Source organism: Mycolicibacterium fluoranthenivorans (genome assembly GCF_011758805.1).
GTDB classification, from domain to species: domain Bacteria; phylum Actinomycetota; class Actinomycetes; order Mycobacteriales; family Mycobacteriaceae; genus Mycobacterium; species Mycobacterium fluoranthenivorans.
This window is the reverse complement of record NZ_JAANOW010000001.1, coordinates 2,716,468-2,736,707: the sequence shown is the minus strand read 5'-3', so window position 1 is coordinate 2,736,707 and position 20,240 is coordinate 2,716,468. Positions and strand designations below refer to the sequence as shown.

Here is a 20,240-nt window from a genome sequence, read left to right as displayed (position 1 = left end):
CCCACGAACCCCGGAGGGAATCCCAGCCCCGCACATAGCCCCGCGCCGTAGGCGCGTGTCTGTATCGAGACGCCGTTAAACGAAATTGGACTGAAAGAGAGTCTTATAGCGAGCGTCATCGCCGCAGGTCAAGGGCTATGCGCGACACTAAATCAGTGTCATTTGACACTGAATCAGTGTCAGAATCTAGCGTTTCCGCAGGTCGCGCCCTTCGGGGTGACACTGATTCAGTGTCACCGGTGTAGCTTGCACTCGCCGAAAGCGTGGCCCTCGGCGCCGCCGCAGATCTCATCCGGCAGCACCAGGCAGTTGATGTTCGAACCCTCGGCCAAGAACCCCAATTCAATGGCCCGTGCGATCTCTTTCTGAATGTGCTTCTTGGACTTGTGCAAGATCTCGGGGAGCGTCGAATCACCGCACAGGTAGAACGGTGCGTGGCCACTCTTGCCGTGACTGCTGTAGGCCAGCGCGACTATTCGCATCCACAGGGGCAGCGCGGGACTGTGCGCCCGAGTCGACCAGAACGAGTGAAAGTGGATACCGGCCGGATCTGTCCGGCTCATCTCGCTAGGTCGCTTACGTGTGCTCTGCAACGACGGTCATCTTCTCTGCCCGCTTGGGCAATCCATGCAAGTGAATAAGGTCGGTGATCAAGTCGTCTAGCTCATTCTTTGAAAGCATGACGTAGCTTCGACCCTGCACTATCTGCACGCCGCCGTTCGCGCGACGTGACAAATGAATCGGCGTTGGTGTGTTCCCCATCGGATTACTCGCGCCCCGCCCGGCCGGCCGAGATAAATGCGCTCGCGGTATTCATTTCGCTGATCTTCTCGGCTATCTGCTCTGCCGTCGGGTCGATATTGTCGTCGACCGCCAGATATAGGCTGGCCAGAATCTCCTGAAAAATCGCGAAGTCGACAATGCCGGCGTGATAGTCGGCTGCGGCTTGAATGGCTAGCCCTTGCAGGGTGTGAATCCATTCGGCCTGAATTTCGTCGGGGGTCATCGCAATGAGCCGTTCAGCGCCAGGGCGCCGCCCAGTAGTTGCCGGCCGACCTCGTCGGCGATCTCGGGCACGATAGGGATGAAATACTCCACGCCTTCGATATCGGTGATGCCAAGAATTACGGCTTTGCCGCCCCGGCGCCCAATACGAGTATTGAATGATCGTGGAACAATCCTAATGGTCATTTGCTGTTTTCCTTAAATGTGGTGGCGCGACCTTCGATGTCGCGATAGAGCGATTGAGCAGCGGCACGGCGCACGCGATAGCGTTCCTGCCTGTCGGTCCAGCATTGGCGGCATTCGCCGGCCATATAATCCGCACATACGCGGAGGTAGTGCAAGCCGTTTTTGCACAGCATTAGTCAACTCCGTTTCTTACGGATACAGGGCCTGCCAAAAGCCCGAATGATTTGGTTCCCCTACCTATGGCGGCGACCAAGGGAAAAGGCTGAGCAGCGATTATTGCGGCCGGGTCACCGCGTGCGACGCACCACCGTCCAGCCACTCGGGCACACCCTCGGTACCCTCAAGCCGAGTTTTGCCGGTCCGCAAGTTGACCGTGTCGTCCCACTCGCCGGCCGTCCTCTTCCGCTTCTTCTTCCCGCATTCTGGGAATGTCTCGCGATACAGCACATCTATGCCACGCGATGAAGTCACGCCGTTGACCGTCAAAGAATAGCTGCCATTGTGCGCGGTCACTTTCTTGCCCTGATACTGACGCACATTGCCGTTCGGCAATGTAACTTCGCGTGGTGGGCGCCACACCTCGCGCGAAATGGAATGCATGACGTAACCTGGATATCCCGGTATCTCCCGCCATTCATCGAAATCGACAACCCGGCGTTTAACTGGTCCATTAGTCACGATTTTCACAACGGCCAGAAGGTCCCAATAATCGACCGTCCGGCCGTTGCGGATCGCCTCTACGGTGGAGTCGAAGTCGAACTCGCCGGTGGGATCGAACCACGGCTTCCTATCCCCTTCGACCGTAGGAGAGGATAGGCCCCGCCTCTGTCGACGTTGCTCACGTAGCGCTGCGCCGGCCGCGTGCGCCGTGGCGAAGTGCCCATCGGCGCCAGGTCCCCACGTGAGTTTTCCGGCGGTCCCGGTGTCCTCGCTCCGCTCGCCGCCGTCGTCCCACGGGTCAGGCTCGAGCTGCGGGGCTAAAACTGCATCGATGTTGTGGGGGGTGCGGTCAATCTCGGCGGGTTTCTTATGCACTGGGCGCGCCGCTCAGCGGGCGCCGACCGGTTGGGTTAGCTTCCCAACGGAGTCCGCATGAATGCGAATAAGGCGTGGCCCCAAGCGAACACCCGTGATCAGGCCGGCGGACAGATAGCGGCGGATCGTACGTTCCGAGGTCTGCAGCTGTTCGGCCGCTTGGCGAATCGTGATCAGATCCCGACCGATAACTTTTACTGCCATGGGTTGCTCCTAGTGGACTTGAGGCGGCATGTCCCGCCGTGCGATTCCATTGGACCACGGGGTTTTCGCAGTGCCGGAGCCCACGAGTTGCATTGCGCGCGAAGCGATCCGCGCTAGAAGAGGCCAAGTGATGACACAGCGCATCACCGTGCACCGCGCCGATTGTGGCACTCATAGGGCGATAGCCGCAGATCGGGACTCCGTTGGCGGCCGGTTACGTCCCGCTACTGACTCGAAAAGTGTTGCAAATCCTCATCACTCAAAACTGAGAGAACCATAAAGACCGATCCGATACGCACAGGATGTTCTTAGGAAAACTTACCGAGGTTCGAGATGTCCTTATGAGACCTATCTCGCCTCTCGCCCCGGTCGGTCGGGAATGTGCACAAGCTGCGACATTGCGGCCGCCAGCTTCGCATCCCTCCCCTGTGCGGCGTGCTGATAACGCATCGCGGCGGCCGGTGTCGAATGCCCGACGCGGTCCATCAACTCTGCGAGAGTCGCTCCCGTCTGCGCGTACAAGGTCGCCCCTGTGTGCCGCAGATCATGGAACCGCAGATCAGGCCGCTTGGCGGCCGACCGAGCCTTGTAGTAATGCCGATACAGGGTCGACGGTTGCAGCCGCACCGGGTTGCCATCCACATCAGTTTCGCCCCGCTGCGGAGGGAACAACAACGAATCCTTCGCGGCGCCAACGTACTCTGACGCAAGGTGCGCTTCAATCGCGGGCAGCACGTGCGGCGGGATCGTCACATCACGGATGCCCGCCTCACTCTTCGGCGGCCCAATTTCCCAGCCACCTTTCACCCGGGTCGCCCCTCGACGTATGTGGATAACCCCCTCGCGGACTTTCGTCTCGCTGCCGTCCTCGCCACGCTCCACCCGGTCAAAGATGTTGATGTCGCTGCGTCGCAACTCGATCAATTCGCCGTCCCTCATCGCGCACCACGTCGCCAACACAACCATGGCTGACAGGTGTTCGGGCATCTCAGAGACAATGGTGTCGATCTCTGCGTACGTGGCCGGCCGAGTCTTGCTCTTACGCTCAGTACTGCCGCCACCGACGATCTCGCACGGGTTGACCTCGATCAACCGGTCACGCTTACGCGCAGTCTCCATGATGGATTTGAACAAGCTGTATGTCCGGGCGCGCGTCGTGGGCGCATTCGGCGCGAGCTTCGCATACCAGCGGTCTACGGACTCCATGGTGATGTCGCGGACAGCTTTGTTCTTGAACGTCGGGTAGACGTGAGCCCCTAACAGGTCCTCGTACCCCTCGCGCGACCGGCGTCGCAGCGGTCTACCCTTCACCGTGCGAGTCTCTAGCCACTTCTCCGCGTAGTCGCCGAACTTCACGCTCTTTTGCTTGGCGGTCTTTTTCTGTTCGGTCGTCGCGGGTGGGCTCCACAGCTCGCGGTCAATCTCGCGGCGACGGTCGGTCAACCAGCCCTCGGCGTCCTCGCGCGCTGCGAAGGTACGTTCGGCTTTGTAGAGGCGACCATCCGGCGCGGTGTATGCGGCCTGGTAGCGACCGCTCGGCTGGCACTTTCTGATGCGGCCAAACTTGCGATGTTGCATGAATCAAACCATACAACTTTCATACAACTAGCATGTCTGACTGTGCCTCTAGTGGTCATTGCTGTCACGTGATACTGTCTGACGTATCAACTGGTCAGATGCCTGTTGATGCAGTTCAGATGGTTACTCGGATCACCGGTCTGATACATCTTCAATCCCAGTATCGCGCACCACGTGTCTCCGCATGTCAGACACTGTCTCTAGACCCACTAAGTCAAGCCTGTGAGCTAAGACCGGGCAAGTTTTCACGATACCGATCCGGCGGTTGGATCACGGGATCCAACCGCGGTGAGGCCTCAGCTGCCACTCCGCACAAACCATCCGATCCCGTAGCCTCAGCACATGTGGGCACATAGCCACCTACGCCTGGTTGGTACCCAGACCCGACAGGCACTGTTGGTCAACGCTATTGGGATGGGACTAGTGAGGAACCAGTCCCGGCCCCTGGCCCACCGGCGATGAGCCCTCGGCCACCCTCGCAGGCCCATCTCCCCCGACGGGGCGCCCGGGGATTCCTGCTCCTGGCGGCAGCGAGCGCCGTGGTCGGAGTGCTCTCGTTCTTGGTCATGCAGTTCTTCTTTGATCGCGAAGACCCCGTTCGCGAGATAGTCGGATTCGCCGCGTTTCTCCTCTGGCTGGCAAGCGGGGCGGTCATGATTGCCGGCCTGGTGGTCGCCCTCATTCGCACGCTGCGCAGATAGATCGACCGCTCATACGGGTGGCCACTGAAGCCCAAAAACGGTGGCCGAGTCGCAATCGTCTACCCAGTCAATTAACACGGCGACGAAGTAGAGTTCAGGCCCGTGCTTCGGAACGTGAGTCACTGGCTGAAATGGCATGTATCTGCTCGTGGGCTGATGGTCGCGGCAGCGGCCGCGGTCGTCGCGGGAGGTGTGGCGCTGGTCCTCCTCCACTCACCCAGCACCCCGCCGTACGTTCCGAAAACAACGGAGCCGACATCCACCACACTCTCGCCATCGACTACCGAAGCACCCGTGACCACCGTTGAACCCGCCACCACGGTGGCACCGACGACGACCGAACCGTCGGCAATCGAAGAGCCCTGGACATCAGAGGCTCCGTGGACACCGACCTCCCAGGAGCCAGCGACGACCACCCCGTCGACCACCACTCCGCACCCGACGCAAAGTAGACATGTCAAACCCCCGGAGAAGCCCACTTACATGCCCGGGCAGGTCCATTCCTGAGCACCCGACCAAGGTTCCAGCACGGCTGCGCGCATCGCAGAACGAAAACCGGTTGAGGCCGCATGCTTGTTCGCGGGAAGATGAGCCCATGACAGATCTCCTCGAGGTGAGCGGCCCCGCGTCGCTGGCTGCGCTGGTGTCTGCCCTCGCCCCCGGCCAACCGCGCCCGTTGGGCCACATTGCGAGCCTGTGGCTCGAGCACCGGACAGTCTTTGCGGTGGCGCATTTCGACGCCCTCGAGTACTGGCCGTTCACCATCAGCGTCCAACCCACCAGCCTGGGCCACGCAGGCGATGTGCGGCGAGAATCGAAACGCCTGAGCCACCGCCTGCGTTCAGCCGGCTGGACCGTGCGACATGCACGCACCGACGACCGCGCCATCGCCTGATCTCGAAGCGAACGAATGAACTCCGACGGTCTCTAGACCATCGGAAACCTCGAACCGATCGCGTCGGCCAGCCGATTGAGCGTCGCCAGCTCGGCCTCCTTCATCTTGATGGCCCGCTGGAGCCGGCTCACGCCGAACTCGACGCCGTTGAGTTCTCGTTTGGCCAGCGAGGCCCGCTGATGCGCGAGATCCTCGGTGACCGCCGCCCGCAACTCATCGAGCAAATCCACGTAATACTCGGCCTGGCGCACGTCACCGCGGTGGGCGGCAACCGGCTGCAGGGCATGCGCGGCGGTGTTCAGCATTTGTGCACAGTCTCAGCCCGATATTGCCCAGACGCAGCAATCGATTCACCACGGTGTCACCATTTCTTCACGACGGCCCGGCACACGGTGTGAGCACTATCGTGAGACCGTGCGGAAGCGGCGCCCACCTCACCTCGGGCACACCAGTGCGGCAGTGGCCGAGTTGTCCCTGCCCGACGCCGTGTTCAAAACGTGTCCGTGGCAGCCGCGGGAACTGGTCGAGACCGGACTGCGGCAATGGCTCAGGTGTTGTGGCGCCGCGCTGCGCGACGGCCAGGTGATCGGTATGCCGTCACACGCGGTCGACGAAGCCTGGCACGGGCTCATCCTCTGCACCGCCCGCTACGCGACGTTCTGCGACCGGGCCTATGGCCGCTTCCTGCACCATCACCCGGACGGGGACGGACCCGCCGGCGGCGACTCGATGTCAGAACAACTGCGCCGCACCGTCATTGCGTGGTCGCTGGTCGCCGAACCGGGCGAGCAATGCGTGCTGTGGGACCTTGATCGCCGCGTCGGTGTAGCGCACCCGTGGGGCGTGGACGCCACCCGGGTGCGCGAAATCGAGAGCGCGCTGGCCAGACGCTAACGACGCAATCGGAACGCGTAGACCGCGATGCCCACCCCGATCAGAGCCGTGATGGGACCAATGATCGACCACGTGGTCGTGTTGCTCATCGGACTGCCCTGCAACGCGCCGAAGCCCTGCAGGGCCCACACCGTTCCGAAGAACGCCAGCACCACGCCGATACCGATCACCAGATAACGCACGCCTCCACAGTAGGCCCGAAAAGAGCGGGCCGGGTGCCAGACTGCAGCCATGACAGAACGCATCGAAGTGAGTCGCACCATCGCCGAGCCCGCTGCCGCGATCTTCGCGGTGCTAACCGATCCGCAGGGTCACGTGGCGATCGACTCGTCCGGGATGCTGCAGGACGCCGACGGCGAGCGGGTCACGGCGGTCGACGACAGCTTCACGGTGCACATGGATCGCGAGTCACTCAACGATTTCCCCTTGGGCCGCTACGACGTCACCGTCCGCATCACCGAGTTCGAGCAGGACCGACTGATCGCCTGGACCATTCTGGGCCAGCTCAAACCGCAGATCGGCCATGTGTACGGCTACCGCCTGGAGCCCGGCGCCGACGGCACGGTCGTCACGTCGTTCTACGACTGGTCACAGATCGACCCGAAATGGCGTGAGGCCGGCATCTTTCCGGTGATCTCGGAGAGCGCGCTGCGCGCCACCCTGGGCATCCTGGAACGCGCCGTCCGACGCGGCTACCCGAAATCGTCAACCGTCAGTTGACGATCCACGGGAGTCAACCTACGGTTGACGCATGAGCGACACCACCTCATCCGTCAGCCTCGACACCCTCATCCGCGCCATCAAGTCGGTCCACGGCGACGCACTCGATCAACTCGCCGACGCCATGCTGGCCGCCGAACATCTCGGCGAAGTGGCTGATCACCTCATCGGCCACTTCGTCGATCAGGCCCGCCGGTCCGGCGCCTCCTGGACCGACATCGGCGCCCGAATGGGCGTCACCAAACAGGCCGCACAGAAGCGCTTCGTCCCCAAGGGCGACACCATCGACCCCAATGAGGGCTTCGCCCGATTCACCCCGCGGGCCCGCGCCGCCGTCGTCGCCGCCCAGGATGCCGCCCGCGACGCCGGCAACACCGAGATCACCCCCGAGCACCTCATCCTCGGGCTGCTCGCCGATGAGGGATCGCTGGGTGTCGCCGCCGTCAAAGCCCAGGGCATCGACGCCGCCACGATCCGCGATGCGGTGCAGTTGCCACCCGACACCGGCGAGAAACTCGATCTGGTCCCGTTCAGCGGTCCCGCTAAGAAAGTCCTGGAACTGACCTTCCGCGAGGCACTTCGGCTGGGCCACAACTACATCGGGACCGAGCACCTGCTGCTGGCAGTGCTGGAATCCGAAGACGGCACCGGTCCCCTGCACAGCGCCGGCATCGACAAGGTCCGCGCCGAGACCGATGTGGTCGCGTTGCTTTCCGCACTACCGGGAATGAATCAGGCCACCACGGAGTAGAAGATGCCATGACACTCAACGACGCGGCACGTGCCCTGATCGGAGCGGGCGCCGACGCCACGCTCGTCACCATCAACCCCGACGGCAGTCCGCAGGTATCGGTGGTCTGGGTGGCCGTTCAGTCCACTCCCGACGGTGACGAACTGGTGGCCGCGCACCTGTCCGACAGCTACAAGAAGGTGCGTAACGTGCGCCGGGAGCCGAACGTCGCGGTCACCATCCTGGCCTCGCCCAAACCCGGGCAGCAGCGCGAGTACCTGTCCGTGAGCGGAAGCGCGCGGATCGTCGAGGGCGGGGCGCCGGAACTGCTCAAGGACCTGGCCATCGCACTGCTGGGCTCCGACGAACACTTCCCCCCGCCCAACTCCCCCGAAGGTTTCCTGACCCGGATCCGCATCGACTCGATCGGCGGCCACGGCCCCTGGGTGGAGTAAAGCTCCGACGCGCGGCAAACCATGTGCCAAGATGCCAGACATGCTTCGGATGATGTCGGTAGTGCTTGCTGGTTTGACGGCGGTGATGGCCGTGGGGCTGGCTCCTGCGGCCCCGGCCGCACCGCCGGCCGCCGCTCCGATCACCCCGATCGGCAATCTGGGTGACACCCTGCACGTGCAGTTCGACGATTTCGCCGCCGACGTCACCGTGCACGATGTCGTTCCCACGGACGTGCCGCCGGGCTGGACCTGGAACGGCTCGCCGCGCTGGCGGGCCACCGGCGGACCGTGGAAGGCACCGATCACCGTGCACGTCCTCTCGGCGCCCAACCCGTACAAGCTGGCGATCGCGACCACGTTCAGCGGTGTCACCCCCTACGCCGACGCCTACGCCGCCAAGCACACCGACGCGCCGGACTCACTGGAGACCGCGCTACTCAACGCTGCTCCGGGGTCGACCGTCAACGGCGCGATCTACTGGGATGTGTACCGCGGCCTGGTAACCAATGTGGTGATGCTCAACCCGCAGACGGGAACCCACCTGGCGCAGTGGAACATCTGGCAGCCCGGCACCCCGCTACCGTAAGGCGCATGCGCGTCGAGTCAGCCACCCCTGCGGATCTGCCCGAACTGGCCGAGGTTGCCGCGACCACCTTCCCGCTGGCCTGCCCACCCGCGGTGTCCCCCGACAATGTCGCGGCCTTCGTCGCGGACAACCTCGCGGTGCAGAACTTCGCGAAGTATCTCGACGACCCGGCCCGGGTGGTGCTGATCGCGCGCGATGACACCCGAATCCTGGGCTACGCCATGCTGATTCGGGGCGTGCCCGACGATCCCGCGGTGGCCGGCGCAGTCACGCTGCGGCCGGCGGTGGAACTGTCCAAGATGTACGCCCTGCCCGACGTGCACGGCGCCGGGGTCTCCGCGGCGCTGATGGTCGAGGTGCTGGACCACAGCGCGGCGCTCGGGGCGGCGTGCGTGTGGCTGGGCGTCAACCAGGAAAACCAACGGGCCCAACGCTTCTACGCCAAGTCGGGATTCACCGTCAGCGGCACCAAGACGTTCCGGCTGGGCGGACACGTCGAGAACGACTACGTGATGGTGCGACCGCTGTAACGATTCCCGGGTCGCTGCGCTCCTGCCCTCCGCTACGAAACCTGGGCGGCCGCGGTCAGCGCCAACAGGCGCGACGTGGCACGCAGGTACTTCTTGCGGAACCCACCGGCCAGCATCTCCTCGCTGAAGATGGTGTCCAGCTTGGTGCCCGAGGCCAGAATCGGCACGCCCGCGTCGTAGAGCCGGTCGGTCAGCGCCACCAACCGCAGCGCCACACTCTGATCGGTGATCGGGTGCACCCCGGTGATGAACACCTCGTCGACCCCGTCGATCAACGCGTGATACCGCGACGGGTGCATGGTCGCCAGATGGGCACACAGCGCGTCGAAATCGTCCAGCGTCGCCCCCGACACCCCGACCGCCCGAGCGCGCACATCCTCGTCGGACAGCGGTTCCGGAGCGGGCGGCAGCCCACGGTGCCGGTAGTCCGGGCCCTCGACCCGCACGGTGGTGAAGATCGAGGCCAGCGTGTTGATCTCGCGCAGGAAATCCTGCGCGGCGAACCGGCCCTCACCGAGTTGCTCGGGCAACGTGTTGGAGGTGGCCGCGATCGACACCCCGCGCTCCACCAGAGCCGAGAGCAACCGGGAGATCAGCGTGGTGTTGCCCGGGTCGTCGAGTTCGAACTCGTCGATACACACCACCACGTACTCGGCGAGCAGATCGATGCACTCGGTGAAACCGAACACCCCGGCCAACTGGGTCAGCTCGCCGAAGGTCGCGAACGCCGTCGGCGCCACCTCGGCGTTCGACAGCGCGTAATAGGTGGAGGCCAGCAGGTGCGTCTTGCCGACACCGAACCCACCGTCGAGGTAGACCCCGACTCCGGGCAGCACCTCCCGTTTGCCGAACAGCTTCTTCTTGCCCGCGCGCCGGTCCAGCGCCTGCTCGGTGAATGTGCGGCACTTGACCACGGCCGCGGCCTGCGACGGCTCGGCCGGATCTGGACGGTAGGTGTCGAAACTGACATCGGCGAACGTCGGCGGCGGTACCAACCGTGCGACCAGCTGTTCCGGTGTGACCTTGGGATGCCGATCCACCAGAGCTTCGACGCCCGCGCCGCTTTGCATGTCGTGCACCCTATCGACGTGCTGCAATGATCCCCATGTCGGATGCCGCTGCTGGGACGGAACTCACAACACTGCAACCCGCAGACGGCGCCACCGACGGCGGGCTGGCCAGGCAGTACGCCTATCCCGACGCCCTGACCGCCTGCTGGGTTCGGGCCAACTTCGTCACCAGCCTGGACGGCGCGGCCACCACCGGTGGCCGCTCGGGTGGGCTCGGCGGTGCCGGGGACCGGGCACTGTTCGGACTGATGCGCGAACTCGCCGATGTCGTGGTGGTCGGTGCCGGGACCGTCCGTACCGAGAACTATTCGGGCGCACAGCTGGGCGCCGGTGAACGTGCCGCTCGCCAAGACCGTGGCCAGGCCGAGGTGCCCCCCATCGCGATCGTCACCCGGTCGGCGCAGCTGAACCACGACCTGCTCGTGTTCAGCCACACCGAGATCCCACCGCTCGTGCTGACCTCCCACAATGCCGCCATCGACGCCCGAACCCGGCTGTCCGGGCTGGCCGCGGTGCACGACTGTTCGGCCGCCGACCCCGATGAGGTGGACCCACACGCCATGGTCGCCACCCTGGCCGGGCTCGGGTTGACCCGGGTGCTCACCGAGGGTGGTCCCAGCCTGCTGGGCACCTTCATCGCCGCCGACCTGCTCGACGAGCTGTGTCTGACCATCGCGCCGTTCGTCGTCGGCGGTAAAGCCAAACGGGTCACCGACAGCCCGACCGAGGCGCTGCACCGGATGCAGCGCCGGCATGTGCTCACCGATTCGGAGGGCTACCTCTACACGCGCTACAGCCGTGCGGCGCACGAGCACCCGCAGTGACCATCGCTACTGTGGTCGGCATGCGTCATCTGGTTCGGGCCGCGAGTATCTCGGCTGCGGTGTTGCTGCTGACATCGTGTGCCCCGTTGCTGGCCGCAAACCCGCGCTATGCCACCGACGCCGGTGCCGGCCCGCAGGGCCAGCCCGCGACCACCAGCACGGTCGCCGGCCCGCCACCGATCGCTGCACCCAAGAACGATCAAGCTCTGCAGTGGCGGGATTGCACGGCTCAGACGTTCACCGCCGCGTCGACCGCCCCGGTGCCCGGGATCAAACTGGACTGCGCCACCTTCGACGCCGATCTGGACCCGATCAGCGGCGCCAACGGCAGCATCGCCATCGGCGTGGTCCGGGCCACCACGGCCGACACCCCCGCCGACGCCGGCCCGCTGGTGATGACCACCGGTAGCGACCTGCCGTCGTCCAGCCAGCTGCCGGTCTGGCTGACCCGCAGCGGCGCCGATGTGCTCAAGACACATCCCGTCGTCGCCATCGACCGGCGCGGTATCGGCCTGTCGGCGGCCATCAACTGCCGCGACTCCTACGACCGCCAGGAGATGATCGACCAGGCCCAGTTCGAGTCCGGCGACGACCCGGTGGCCAACCTGAGCGCGATCGCCCAGACCGCCACCACCAGCTGCACCGACACCATCGCCCCCGGCGACTCCGCCTACGACAATGCGCACGCCGCGGAGGACATCGAGCGGCTGCGCAGCACCTGGGATGTCGACACCGTCGCGCTGCTGGGCATCGGCAACGGCGCGCAGGTGGCGCTCGCCTACGCCGGATCCCATCAGAACAAGGTGTCCCGCCTGGTCCTCGATTCGCCGCTGCCGCTGGCCATCAACGCCGAAGCCACCGCCGAGCAGAAGGTGAAGGGGCAGCAGGCCGCATTGGATGCGTTCGCCGCGCAATGCGCCGCCGTGAACTGCCCGCTCGGCCCGGACCCGAAGGGCGCCATCGACGCGATCCTCTCCTCCGCCCGAGCCGGCAACGGTCCCGGCGGCGCCTCCGTCGCCGCCATCACCGACGCGATCAGCACCGCACTGGCCTTCCCGCGCGGGGACCGCGTCGCGGCCACCAATGCGCTTGCGGGAGCACTCGCCTCGGCCCGCGGGGGCGACGCAGCTGCACTGAACACTCTGATCAGCCAGGCCGAAGCCACACGCCAGACCGATGGTCAGTTCGTCAACGGCTGCAGCGACGCACTCAACCGGCCCACTCCGGACCGGGTCCGCGAACTCGTCGTCGCCTGGCCGAAGCTGTACCCGCAGTTCGGTGCTGTCGGGGCGCTGCGCATGGTCAACTGCCTGAGCTGGCCGAGCGGCACCGCACCGAAGGATCCCAAGGACCTCAAGATCCCGGTGTTGCTGCTCGGCGTACAGAACGATCCGATCATCGGCAATGAGGGGGTGGCCGCGGTGGCCGCCACCATGATCAACGCCGGCGCCACCAGCAAGCGGGTGATCTGGCAGGGCATCGGCCATGGCGCCAGCATCTACTCACCGTGTGCCCTCGCGCCGGTACTGGGCTATCTGGACACTGGGAAGCTGCCGGGCAACGACACGTTCTGCCCCGCCTGAACGGAGCCCGCCGCACTCCGGTGTACGGTGCGCTGGTGGCGCCAACCGATACCATCCTGAGCGTCTTTCGACCTCGCACGTCCGCTCCCACCACCGCCGATGTGGTCCGGTCCGCGCTGTGGCCGATCGCCATCATGTCGATCATCCACCGCAGTTACGTGCTCACCACCAATGGCTACATCACCGACGACTTCGGGACGGTGTACCGTGCGGTCTCGAATTTCCGGCGGCACTGGGACATCTACAACGAGCACTTCAACTACGTCGATCCGCACTACCTGTACCCCCCGGGCGGCACCCTGCTGTTGGCCCCGTTCGGGTTCCTGCCGGAGTTCGCGTCGCGCTTCTGGTTTGTCGCGTTCAACTCGATCGCGATCATCATCGCCTGCGGCATTCTGGTACGGCTGTTCAAATTCTCGCTGACCTCGGTGGCATTCCCGGCCCTGCTGCTGGCGGTGTACTGCACCGAATCGGTGACCAACACCTTGGTCTTCACCAATATCAACGGCTGCCTGCTGCTGGCCGAGGTGCTGTTCTTCTACTGGTTGCTGTCCGGCAAGGTGAGCCATCAGTGGTGGGCGGGCGCGGCCATCGGGCTGACGCTGGTACTCAAGCCCCTATTGGCCGTGCTGTTGTTGCTGCCGCTGCTCAACCGGCAGTGGCGTGCCCTGGTGACGGCGTTCGCGGTGCCGCTGGTGTTCAACGCGGTGGCCTGGCCCCTGTCCGCCGACCCGATGGGTTTCCTCCGCAACACCGTCCCGTACATCCTGTCCACCCGGGACTACTTCAACTCCTCGATCCTGGGCAACGGCATCTACTACGGCCTACCGATGTGGCTGATCCTGTTGTTGCGGGTGGTCGCGCTGGTGCTGGCCGCGGTCAGCTTGTGGCTGCTGTACCGGTACTACCGGGTGCGCGATCCGCTGTTCTGGATGCTGACCTCCTCCGGTGTCCTGCTGATCACCTCGTGGCTGGTGCTGTCGCTGGCGCAGGGCTACTACTCGATGATGTTGTTCCCGTTCCTGATGACGGTGGTATTGCCGAACTCGGTGGTGCGCAACTGGCCGGCCTGGCTCGGGGTCTACGGGTTCCTCACGATGGACCGGTGGTTGATGTGGCGTTGGCCGACCACCGGACGGTTCCTGGAGTACATGAAGATCACCTACGGCTGGTCACTGCTGCTGGTGGTGGTGTTCTGCGTGCTGTATTACCGCTACCTGGACGCCAAGGCCGACGGCCGGCTGGATTCCGGTATCGATCCACCCTGGATGACGGAAGACCGGCCGCGCGCTAGCGTGGCGTCATGACCGAGCCGAAGATTCAGCTCACCGATGACGAGTGGCGCGAGAAGCTCAGCGCGGCCGAGTTCGCGGTGCTCCGCCGTGCCGGCACGGAGCGGCCGTTCACCGGTGAGTACACCGACACCAAGACCCCCGGCGTCTACGAGTGCCGGGCCTGCGGAGCAGAGCTGTTCCGCAGCACGGAGAAATTCGAATCCCATTGCGGCTGGCCGTCTTTCTTCGACCCGAAAGACTCCGAGGCGGTGATCCTGCGCAGGGACGACATCTTGGGGATGACGCGCGTCGAGGTGCTGTGCGCCAACTGCCACAGCCACCTGGGCCATGTGTTCGAGGGCGAGGGCTACCCGACCCCCACCGATCAGCGGTACTGCATCAACTCGGTATCGCTGCGTCTCGTGCCGTCCGACCCGACGTGAGTAGTTCCAGCATCGCGGCGGCCGAAAGCGGCTCGCTGTAGAAGTACCCCTGCACATAGCGGCAGCCGTATTCACGAAGCAGCGCAACGGTTTCGGCGTTCTCGATCCCCTCCGCGACCGTTGTCATGCCCAGTTCGTGCGCCAGCGCGATGACCGTGCGCACGATCACTCCGGCCCGTCGATCACCGCGTACGGCGCTGACGAAGTCGCGATCAAGTTTGATCTCGTCGATCGGGAGATCGCGCAGGTAGGCCAGTGTCGAATACCCACTACCGAAGTCATCGAGCGCCACCCGCACACCGTGCCCGCGCAGCGTCTCGATTACCGCGCGGGTCCGGTCGACGTTGTCCAGCAACAGATCCTCGGTGACCTCGACCGTCAGCGTCTCGCATGCCAGGCCGCGCTCGTCGAGTGCCCGCACGATGCGGTCGGACATGGTCAGATCGGCCAGCGATGGAGCGAACAGGTTCACCGCGATCGGCACCGTGAACCCGCGATCGCGCCACAGCGCCGCTTGATCCAGGGCTTGGGTGACCACCAGTTCGGTCACCGAACGTATCAACCCGTGCTCACGGACCAGCGCCAGAAACTCGTCCGGCGAGAGCAGCCCGCGCGAGGGATGTGGCCAGCGCAGCAGTGCCTCGACACCGACGATGGATTCGTCACGCAGGTCGAACTTCGGCTGATACATCAGGATGAGTTCGTCGTTGTCAATCGCCGAGCGCAACTCGCCGAGCATCTGCAGGGTCGCGGCACCTCCCACCGGGGTCCGACTCGCCAATCGCCCCTCCGAGCGCTGCATCTCCGCCGAGAACACCCGCACCTCGCGCGCTCGGGCCCGCTTCGCCGAGTACATCGCCACGTCGGCACGCTCCATCAACGCCTCGGCGGACAGTTCCGGATCCTCGGGCGCCGCGATCGCCAGACCTGCGCTGGGCCGAAGTGGCAGGTGGTGGCCCTCGATGGCGAACGGGTCGCCGAAACCGGCGGCAATGCGCTGTGCGACCTGGATGGACTGCTCGGCATCACCTTCGAGCAGTACGGCGAATTCGTCACCGCCCAGTCGGGCGATCGTATCGCTGCTGCGTGCGGCACCCACGATGCGTTCGGCGACGCTGGTCAGCAGGATATCGCCGGTCGGATGACCCAGGCCGTCGTTGACGAGCTTGAAATCGTCGAGGTCGAGCGACAGCACCGCCACCGGCTGCTTGTCGCGACGATGCAGCAGTAACGCATGAGTCAACCGGTCCTGGAACAGGGCCCGGTTGGCCAGCCCGGTCAGCGGGTCGTGCATGGCCTGCGCCTCGGCATTGGCCAGCAGCCGGCGGTTCTCCCCCACCACGATGACCTGACGGAACACCACGGCACTCACCAACAGGACGAAAGCCACCAGCGCCGGTGCCAGCTCCGGTACCCACACCACATTGGCCACGCCGATCACCATGGCGACGGCCAACGGCACATACGGCACCCACAGTGCGGCGGCTGTCGGCGCGCTCGCTCCGTCGACATGGGAGCGCGGAAGGTGCGACGACAGCAGTGCGCCGACCCCGATCAGCAGCAGCCCCAACGCCCAGCCGAGATCGACGACGCTGATCGTGCGGTAGTCGTCGTGGGAGGTCAGATATGCCCAGCCGCAGTCGGCCAGGGCCATCAGCACGACACCGGCGGTCAACAGCACCAGCGGGGCACGGTTGCCGGGCCGGGCGCGCGCAAGTACCAGCAGTGCCACCGTCACCACCACCAGATCGGTGAGCGGATAGGCCAGCGACAGCCCGACTTCGAATGTCGTTGCCCCGCCGTTCTCGAACATCTGCCGCACCACGGCGAACCAGGCGATGACGAACAGCGAGCCCGCGACGATCACGCCGTCCAGCACGAGGCGGGTATAGGTGTACCGCGACGCACCGACGGGCAGGACCAGCAGCCCGGCGCAGACGAAGACCGGAAACATGAGATAGCCGGCGTCGGCGATGGACGGAAACGGCGCGGTCCCCAACCACCATTCGTAGTAGGCCCATACGGCCGACCCCACGGTCCAGCCGAACAGCCCGATCGTGATGAGAATCCACGCCAGCCGTTGCCGATCGAGAGCACGCCTCGCGGTGTAACCGGCGCAGCTCGTCGCAAATCCGGACACCGCCACGAAACCGAGATCATCGGCAGCCGATACCACGTCTGGTCCGCCCCAGCCCGCCATCAGCCATGCACACCACGCGGCGGTGGTGACCGTCGCCGCACTCGCTACCCATGCGAACCGTGGCATCGGACGTGAGGCTAGCAAAATTGTCGTCGCCAGCGCCCGAGGTTTGGCGTGGGATCAGGGAAGACGGGCCAGCAGATCCTCGACCGCCACCCGGGGGCCGGTGAAGAACGGGGTTTCCTCCCGGACATGGCGACGGGCGTCGGTGTAGCGCAGCTTCCACATCAGCTCGACGATGCGCCCCAGATCCGGACCTTCGAAGGCCAGGATCCACTCGTAGTCGCCGAGCGCGAACGCGGGCACCGTGTTGGCCCGCACATCCGGGTACTCCCGGCCCGCCATCCCGTGCTCGACGAGCATCTTGCGGCGCTCGTCGTCGGGCAGCAGGTACCACTCCAGGGACCGCACGAACGGGTAGACGCAGACGTAGTCGCCCGGGTCTTCGCCCGCGATGAAGGCCGGGACGTGGCTCTTGTTGAACTCGGCCGGGCGGTGCAGCGCAACCACGCTCCAGACCGGATCACTGGCCTGTCCCAGGGTGGTGCGCCGGAAGTCCCGGTAGGTGGTCTGCAGGTCCTCGACCCGCTCGGCATGAGTCCAGATCATGAAATCGGCATCGGCGCGGAAGCCGGCGACGTCATAGAGCCCGCGCACCACGACACCCCGCTCCTCCTGCTGTTTGAGGAACGTCGCGGTCTCATCGATGAGCGCGGACCGGTCCGCGTCCAGCGAGTCAGGCTGCACGGCGAAAACCGAGATCATCATGTATCGGGTCATCGAGTTGAGCGCGTCGTAATCGAGCTTGGCCATGGGGCTATCGTGCCACGCCGGGGCCCACCAGTTTCCCGGCCGCCCGGGTGGCGGCCGCGACACATGCGGGCACCCCGATACCGTCCAGGTAGGCGCCCGCGACCGCCAGTGTCGGCGGCAGCCCGGCCCGCACTTCGGCCACCAGATCGGCGTGTCCCGGACCGTACTGCGGCATCGCGTCGATCCACCGCTGCACCCGGCAGTCAACCGGGTCGGCGACGATCCCGAAGAGCCGGTCCAGGTCCTCCAGGGACCAGCTCAGCAGCCGGTCGTCGCCCACGCTGCGGGCCAGTTGATCGCCGTAGCGGCCGAACGACAGCCGCACCAGTTCGACATTGCCGCGGCGTCCCCACTTCTGCGAGGTGAGCGTGATCGCCTTGGTGTGCAGGGCTTCTCCGCTTGCGACCAGCACACCGGACTGCTGGGGCAGCGGGGTGCCGCCGGGCAGGGCCAGGGCGACCACAGCCGACGAGGCCACCGTCACCCGCCGTGCCGCCGCGGCGCTGCGCGGCGCGACGTGCTCGATCAGTCTGCTCAGCCGCGGCGCCGGCACCGCAAGCACCACCGCGTCCGCACTCCAGTGGCCGCCTTCGTCGTCCACCAGATCCCAGCCGCGCGCCGACCGCATCACTCGATCGACGCCGACCTGTACCCAGCGCACACCGGCCCGCCGGGCCAGTTCGTCGACCAGTAATCCGTAGCCGCCCGCGATAGCGCCGAACAACGCGCCGTCCCGCGGCGGCGGCAAGGCGTCGCGTACCGCGTCGCTGAGGTTGCGGGCGCCCCGATCCAGTGCGGCGGCCAGGGTGGGAACCGCCGAGCGGATCCCGATGGTCTGGGCCGAGCCGGCGTACACCCCGGTGAGCAGCGGCTCCACCGAACGCGTCACCACCTGCTCGCCGAAGCGGTCCCCGATCAGCTCGGCGACGGACGGATCCGCGCCGGTGCGCCAGCGCAGCGGGCGCCCGGGTTCGGCCTCGATACGCGCCACCGTCGCCTCGTCGACCAGACCCGCCACCGACGCGGCCTGCGCCGGGATGCCCTGCAAGGTTCCGGTGGGCACCGGGTGCAACCGGCCCTGGGTGAACAGCAGCGGCCGCGCCCCGGTGCTGGCGACCTGCCTGCCGGCCAGGCCGAGCTCGTCGAGCAGCGCGGGCACCTCGGGCCGCCGCGCGATGAACGCCTCGGCACCCAGGTCCACCGGCACACCGCCGACCTGTTCGGTGCGCAACACCCCGCCGAGGCGGTCGGCCGGGTCGAACAGGGTGATCGACGCTTCCGGCCCGGCGGCAACGCGCAGCCGATACGCGGCGGTCAAGCCCGAAATGCCGCCGCCGACAACGCAGTACGCCGATTTCACAATGAATGCACCAGCTCCACCAGATCGGTCACCACCCCGGGATCGGTGGCCGGCAGCACGCCGTGACCGAGATTGAAGATATGCCCGCCCGCGCCGGCCTCCTGAGCGCGTCGACCGTCGGCCACGACGGCGCGTGCCGCACGTTCCACCACCGGCCAGCCGGCCAGCAGCACGACCGGATCCAGGTTGCCCTGCAGGACGGTGCCCGGTCGCACCCGCGTCGCGGCGTCGGCCAGCGAGGTCCGCCAGTCCACGCCGACCACGGTGGCCCCGGCCTCACCCATGGCGCCGAGCAGTTCGGCCGTTCCCACCCCGAAGTGCGTCATCGGCACGCCTTCGCCCTTGAGCGCGTCGAACACCCGTGAGCTGTGCGGCAGCACCGAGGCCCGGTAATCAGCCAGCGACAAGGTGCCCGCCCAGGAGTCGAACACCTGGATGGCGTCCACGCCGGCAGCGAGCTGCGCGGTCAGGAAGGCGATGGTCAGGTCGGTGAGCGCCGTCATCAGCGCATGCCAGGTGTCCGGGTCGCCGAGCATCATGGCCTTCGTCTTCTCGTGGTTGCGGCTGGGCCCGCCCTCCACCAGATAAGACGCCAGGGTGAACGGGGCGCCCGCGAAACCGATCAGCGGCACCTCGCCCAGGGCGGACACCAACAGCTTGACCGCGTCGGAGACGGGCGCGACCTGGTGCGGCTCAAGGGGTTTCAAGGCGTCGACGTCGGCGCGGGTGCGTATCGGGTGGTCGATGACCGGACCGACATCGGGCACGATGTCCAGCCCGACACCGGCGGCCCGCAGTGGCACCACGATGTCGGAGAACAGGATGGCCGCGTCGACACCGTGGCGTCGCACCGGCTGCAGGGTGATCTCGGCAACCAACTCCGGGTCGAAACACGCATCGAGCATCTTGTGGTGGGCGCGCAACTCCCGGTACTCGGGCAGCGAACGACCCGCCTGACGCATGAACCACACGGGTATACGCGAGGGCGTACGTCCGGCGGCAGCGGCGAGAAAGGGAGACTCGGGCAGGTCACGGCGGGTATTCATCGGCCCCCATGTTAGCCGCGGGGGTCTGCGCCGGACTCTGGCGTGCCTCGCGGCAGAAATCCGGCGCGCCTGCGCACCCCCGGGGCCGGTTGGGTCTAGCGTGATTTG

General features: G+C 65.8%; 26 protein-coding genes and 1 pseudogene. 13 read left to right on the top strand and 14 right to left on the bottom strand.

The window, feature by feature from the left end:
• Positions 1–233: 233 nt before the first annotated feature.
• The 7 genes from FHU31_RS13255 to FHU31_RS13225 all read right to left on the bottom strand — a co-directional run bounded on the left by FHU31_RS13255 (position 234) and on the right by FHU31_RS13225 (position 4,008).
• Positions 234–563 carry a hypothetical protein gene (locus FHU31_RS13255; RefSeq protein WP_167158916.1) on the bottom strand — a complete coding sequence of 110 codons (330 nt, stop codon included), beginning with the start codon at positions 561–563 and terminating at the stop codon, positions 234–236.
• A gap of 203 nt (positions 564–766) precedes the next feature.
• Positions 767–1,006, bottom strand: coding sequence for a hypothetical protein (locus FHU31_RS13250; RefSeq protein WP_167158915.1), 240 nt, complete (start codon positions 1,004–1,006; stop codon positions 767–769).
• Positions 1,003–1,191, bottom strand: coding sequence for a hypothetical protein (locus FHU31_RS13245; protein ID WP_167158913.1), 189 nt, complete (start codon positions 1,189–1,191; stop codon positions 1,003–1,005). Before FHU31_RS13245 ends, FHU31_RS13250 begins: the two co-directional genes overlap by 4 nt.
• Entirely contained in the window at positions 1,188–1,364 is a 177-nt protein-coding gene (locus tag FHU31_RS13240) for a hypothetical protein (RefSeq protein WP_167158911.1), read from the bottom strand. The genes FHU31_RS13245 and FHU31_RS13240 overlap by 4 nt, the downstream gene beginning before the upstream one ends.
• Positions 1,365–1,464: 100 nt before the next feature.
• Positions 1,465–2,226: a hypothetical protein gene (locus FHU31_RS13235; protein WP_167158909.1), complete on the bottom strand. Its 762-nt coding sequence runs from the start codon at positions 2,224–2,226 to the stop codon at positions 1,465–1,467.
• A 12-nt stretch (positions 2,227–2,238) separates the two neighbouring features.
• Positions 2,239–2,430, bottom strand: a complete 192-nt coding sequence (locus FHU31_RS13230; protein ID WP_167158908.1) for a helix-turn-helix domain-containing protein — start codon at positions 2,428–2,430, stop codon at positions 2,239–2,241.
• Between the two features lie 348 nt (positions 2,431–2,778).
• Positions 2,779–4,008, bottom strand: a complete 1,230-nt coding sequence (locus FHU31_RS13225; RefSeq protein WP_167158906.1) for a tyrosine-type recombinase/integrase — start codon at positions 4,006–4,008, stop codon at positions 2,779–2,781.
• Positions 4,009–4,376: 368 nt separating this feature from the next.
• On the opposite strand from FHU31_RS13225, the pseudogene FHU31_RS32180 reads away from it, so the two are divergent.
• From FHU31_RS32180 to FHU31_RS13215, 3 genes and pseudogenes are all read left to right on the top strand, one after another.
• Positions 4,377–4,430, top strand: a pseudogene (locus FHU31_RS32180) (DUF2510 domain-containing protein); the annotation flags it as partial.
• A gap of 117 nt (positions 4,431–4,547) precedes the next feature.
• On the top strand, positions 4,548–4,709 hold the full coding sequence (locus tag FHU31_RS31525) for a hypothetical protein (protein WP_234901192.1): 162 nt from the start codon (positions 4,548–4,550) through the stop codon (positions 4,707–4,709).
• A 595-nt stretch (positions 4,710–5,304) separates the two neighbouring features.
• A complete protein-coding gene (locus FHU31_RS13215) occupies positions 5,305–5,604 on the top strand; it encodes a hypothetical protein (protein WP_167158904.1) in 300 nt (99 codons plus the stop codon).
• Positions 5,605–5,636: 32 nt separating this feature from the next.
• On the opposite strand, the gene FHU31_RS13210 is transcribed toward FHU31_RS13215, so the two are convergent.
• Positions 5,637–5,909, bottom strand: a complete 273-nt coding sequence (locus FHU31_RS13210; protein ID WP_167158902.1) for a hypothetical protein — start codon at positions 5,907–5,909, stop codon at positions 5,637–5,639.
• Positions 5,910–6,018: 109 nt separating this feature from the next.
• On the opposite strand from FHU31_RS13210, the gene FHU31_RS13205 reads away from it, so the two are divergent.
• Positions 6,019–6,498, top strand: coding sequence for a UCP032817 domain-containing protein (locus tag FHU31_RS13205; protein WP_167158900.1), 480 nt, complete (start codon positions 6,019–6,021; stop codon positions 6,496–6,498).
• Here FHU31_RS13205 and FHU31_RS13200 read toward each other — a convergent pair.
• A complete protein-coding gene (locus FHU31_RS13200) occupies positions 6,495–6,680 on the bottom strand; it encodes a hypothetical protein (protein ID WP_167158898.1) in 186 nt (61 codons plus the stop codon). The two genes, FHU31_RS13205 and FHU31_RS13200, sit on opposite strands and share 4 nt — an antisense overlap.
• A gap of 49 nt (positions 6,681–6,729) precedes the next feature.
• Here FHU31_RS13200 and FHU31_RS13195 point away from each other — a divergent pair, with 49 nt between their 5' ends.
• The 5 genes from FHU31_RS13195 to FHU31_RS13175 are packed head-to-tail and all read left to right on the top strand — an operon-like array spanning position 6,730 to position 9,519.
• Positions 6,730–7,218 carry an SRPBCC family protein gene (locus FHU31_RS13195; protein ID WP_167158896.1) on the top strand — a complete coding sequence of 163 codons (489 nt, stop codon included), beginning with the start codon at positions 6,730–6,732 and terminating at the stop codon, positions 7,216–7,218.
• A gap of 31 nt (positions 7,219–7,249) precedes the next feature.
• Positions 7,250–7,969 (top strand): Clp protease N-terminal domain-containing protein, encoded by a 720-nt coding sequence (locus FHU31_RS13190; protein WP_167158894.1) that lies wholly within the window; start codon positions 7,250–7,252, stop codon positions 7,967–7,969.
• Positions 7,970–7,977: 8 nt separating this feature from the next.
• Positions 7,978–8,403: a PPOX class F420-dependent oxidoreductase gene (locus tag FHU31_RS13185; RefSeq protein ID WP_167158892.1), complete on the top strand. Its 426-nt coding sequence runs from the start codon at positions 7,978–7,980 to the stop codon at positions 8,401–8,403.
• Between the two features lie 31 nt (positions 8,404–8,434).
• Positions 8,435–8,989 (top strand): hypothetical protein, encoded by a 555-nt coding sequence (locus tag FHU31_RS13180; RefSeq protein WP_409371241.1) that lies wholly within the window; start codon positions 8,435–8,437, stop codon positions 8,987–8,989.
• A gap of 5 nt (positions 8,990–8,994) precedes the next feature.
• Positions 8,995–9,519: a GNAT family N-acetyltransferase gene (locus FHU31_RS13175; RefSeq protein ID WP_167158890.1), complete on the top strand. Its 525-nt coding sequence runs from the start codon at positions 8,995–8,997 to the stop codon at positions 9,517–9,519.
• 32 nt (positions 9,520–9,551) lie between these two features.
• Here FHU31_RS13175 and zapE read toward each other — a convergent pair whose 3' ends face one another.
• Positions 9,552–10,589 carry a cell division protein ZapE gene (gene zapE / locus FHU31_RS13170; RefSeq protein WP_167158888.1) on the bottom strand — a complete coding sequence of 346 codons (1,038 nt, stop codon included), beginning with the start codon at positions 10,587–10,589 and terminating at the stop codon, positions 9,552–9,554.
• 35 nt (positions 10,590–10,624) lie between these two features.
• Here zapE and FHU31_RS13165 point away from each other — a divergent pair, with 35 nt between their 5' ends.
• Genes FHU31_RS13165 through msrB form a run of 4 tightly spaced genes read left to right on the top strand, consistent with a single transcriptional unit; the run spans position 10,625 to position 14,713 of the window.
• Positions 10,625–11,413, top strand: coding sequence for a pyrimidine reductase family protein (locus tag FHU31_RS13165; protein WP_167158886.1), 789 nt, complete (start codon positions 10,625–10,627; stop codon positions 11,411–11,413).
• Between the two features lie 20 nt (positions 11,414–11,433).
• Positions 11,434–12,996, top strand: a complete 1,563-nt coding sequence (locus tag FHU31_RS13160; protein ID WP_167158884.1) for an alpha/beta hydrolase — start codon at positions 11,434–11,436, stop codon at positions 12,994–12,996.
• Positions 12,997–13,016: 20 nt separating this feature from the next.
• Positions 13,017–14,303 (top strand): arabinofuranan 3-O-arabinosyltransferase, encoded by a 1,287-nt coding sequence (gene aftC, locus FHU31_RS13155; RefSeq protein ID WP_167158882.1) that lies wholly within the window; start codon positions 13,017–13,019, stop codon positions 14,301–14,303.
• Positions 14,300–14,713, top strand: a complete 414-nt coding sequence (msrB, locus tag FHU31_RS13150) for a peptide-methionine (R)-S-oxide reductase MsrB (protein WP_167158880.1) — start codon at positions 14,300–14,302, stop codon at positions 14,711–14,713. Before aftC ends, msrB begins: the two co-directional genes overlap by 4 nt.
• Here msrB and FHU31_RS13145 read toward each other — a convergent pair.
• Genes FHU31_RS13145 through hemE form a run of 4 tightly spaced genes read right to left on the bottom strand, consistent with a single transcriptional unit; the run spans position 14,670 to position 20,132 of the window.
• Positions 14,670–16,979 carry a putative bifunctional diguanylate cyclase/phosphodiesterase gene (locus FHU31_RS13145; protein ID WP_167158878.1) on the bottom strand — a complete coding sequence of 770 codons (2,310 nt, stop codon included), beginning with the start codon at positions 16,977–16,979 and terminating at the stop codon, positions 14,670–14,672. The two genes, msrB and FHU31_RS13145, sit on opposite strands and share 44 nt — an antisense overlap.
• A 54-nt stretch (positions 16,980–17,033) precedes the next feature.
• The gene (gene hemQ / locus FHU31_RS13140; protein ID WP_090356433.1) at positions 17,034–17,726 is read right to left on the bottom strand and encodes a hydrogen peroxide-dependent heme synthase; all 693 of its coding nucleotides are present in this window, start codon (positions 17,724–17,726) and stop codon (positions 17,034–17,036) included.
• A 4-nt stretch (positions 17,727–17,730) separates the two neighbouring features.
• Complete coding sequence (locus tag FHU31_RS13135) at positions 17,731–19,086, bottom strand: protoporphyrinogen oxidase (protein ID WP_167158876.1); 1,356 nt, start codon at positions 19,084–19,086, stop codon at positions 17,731–17,733.
• Positions 19,083–20,132: a uroporphyrinogen decarboxylase gene (hemE, locus tag FHU31_RS13130; RefSeq protein ID WP_167158874.1), complete on the bottom strand. Its 1,050-nt coding sequence runs from the start codon at positions 20,130–20,132 to the stop codon at positions 19,083–19,085. Before hemE ends, FHU31_RS13135 begins: the two co-directional genes overlap by 4 nt.
• Positions 20,133–20,240 lie beyond the last annotated feature (108 nt).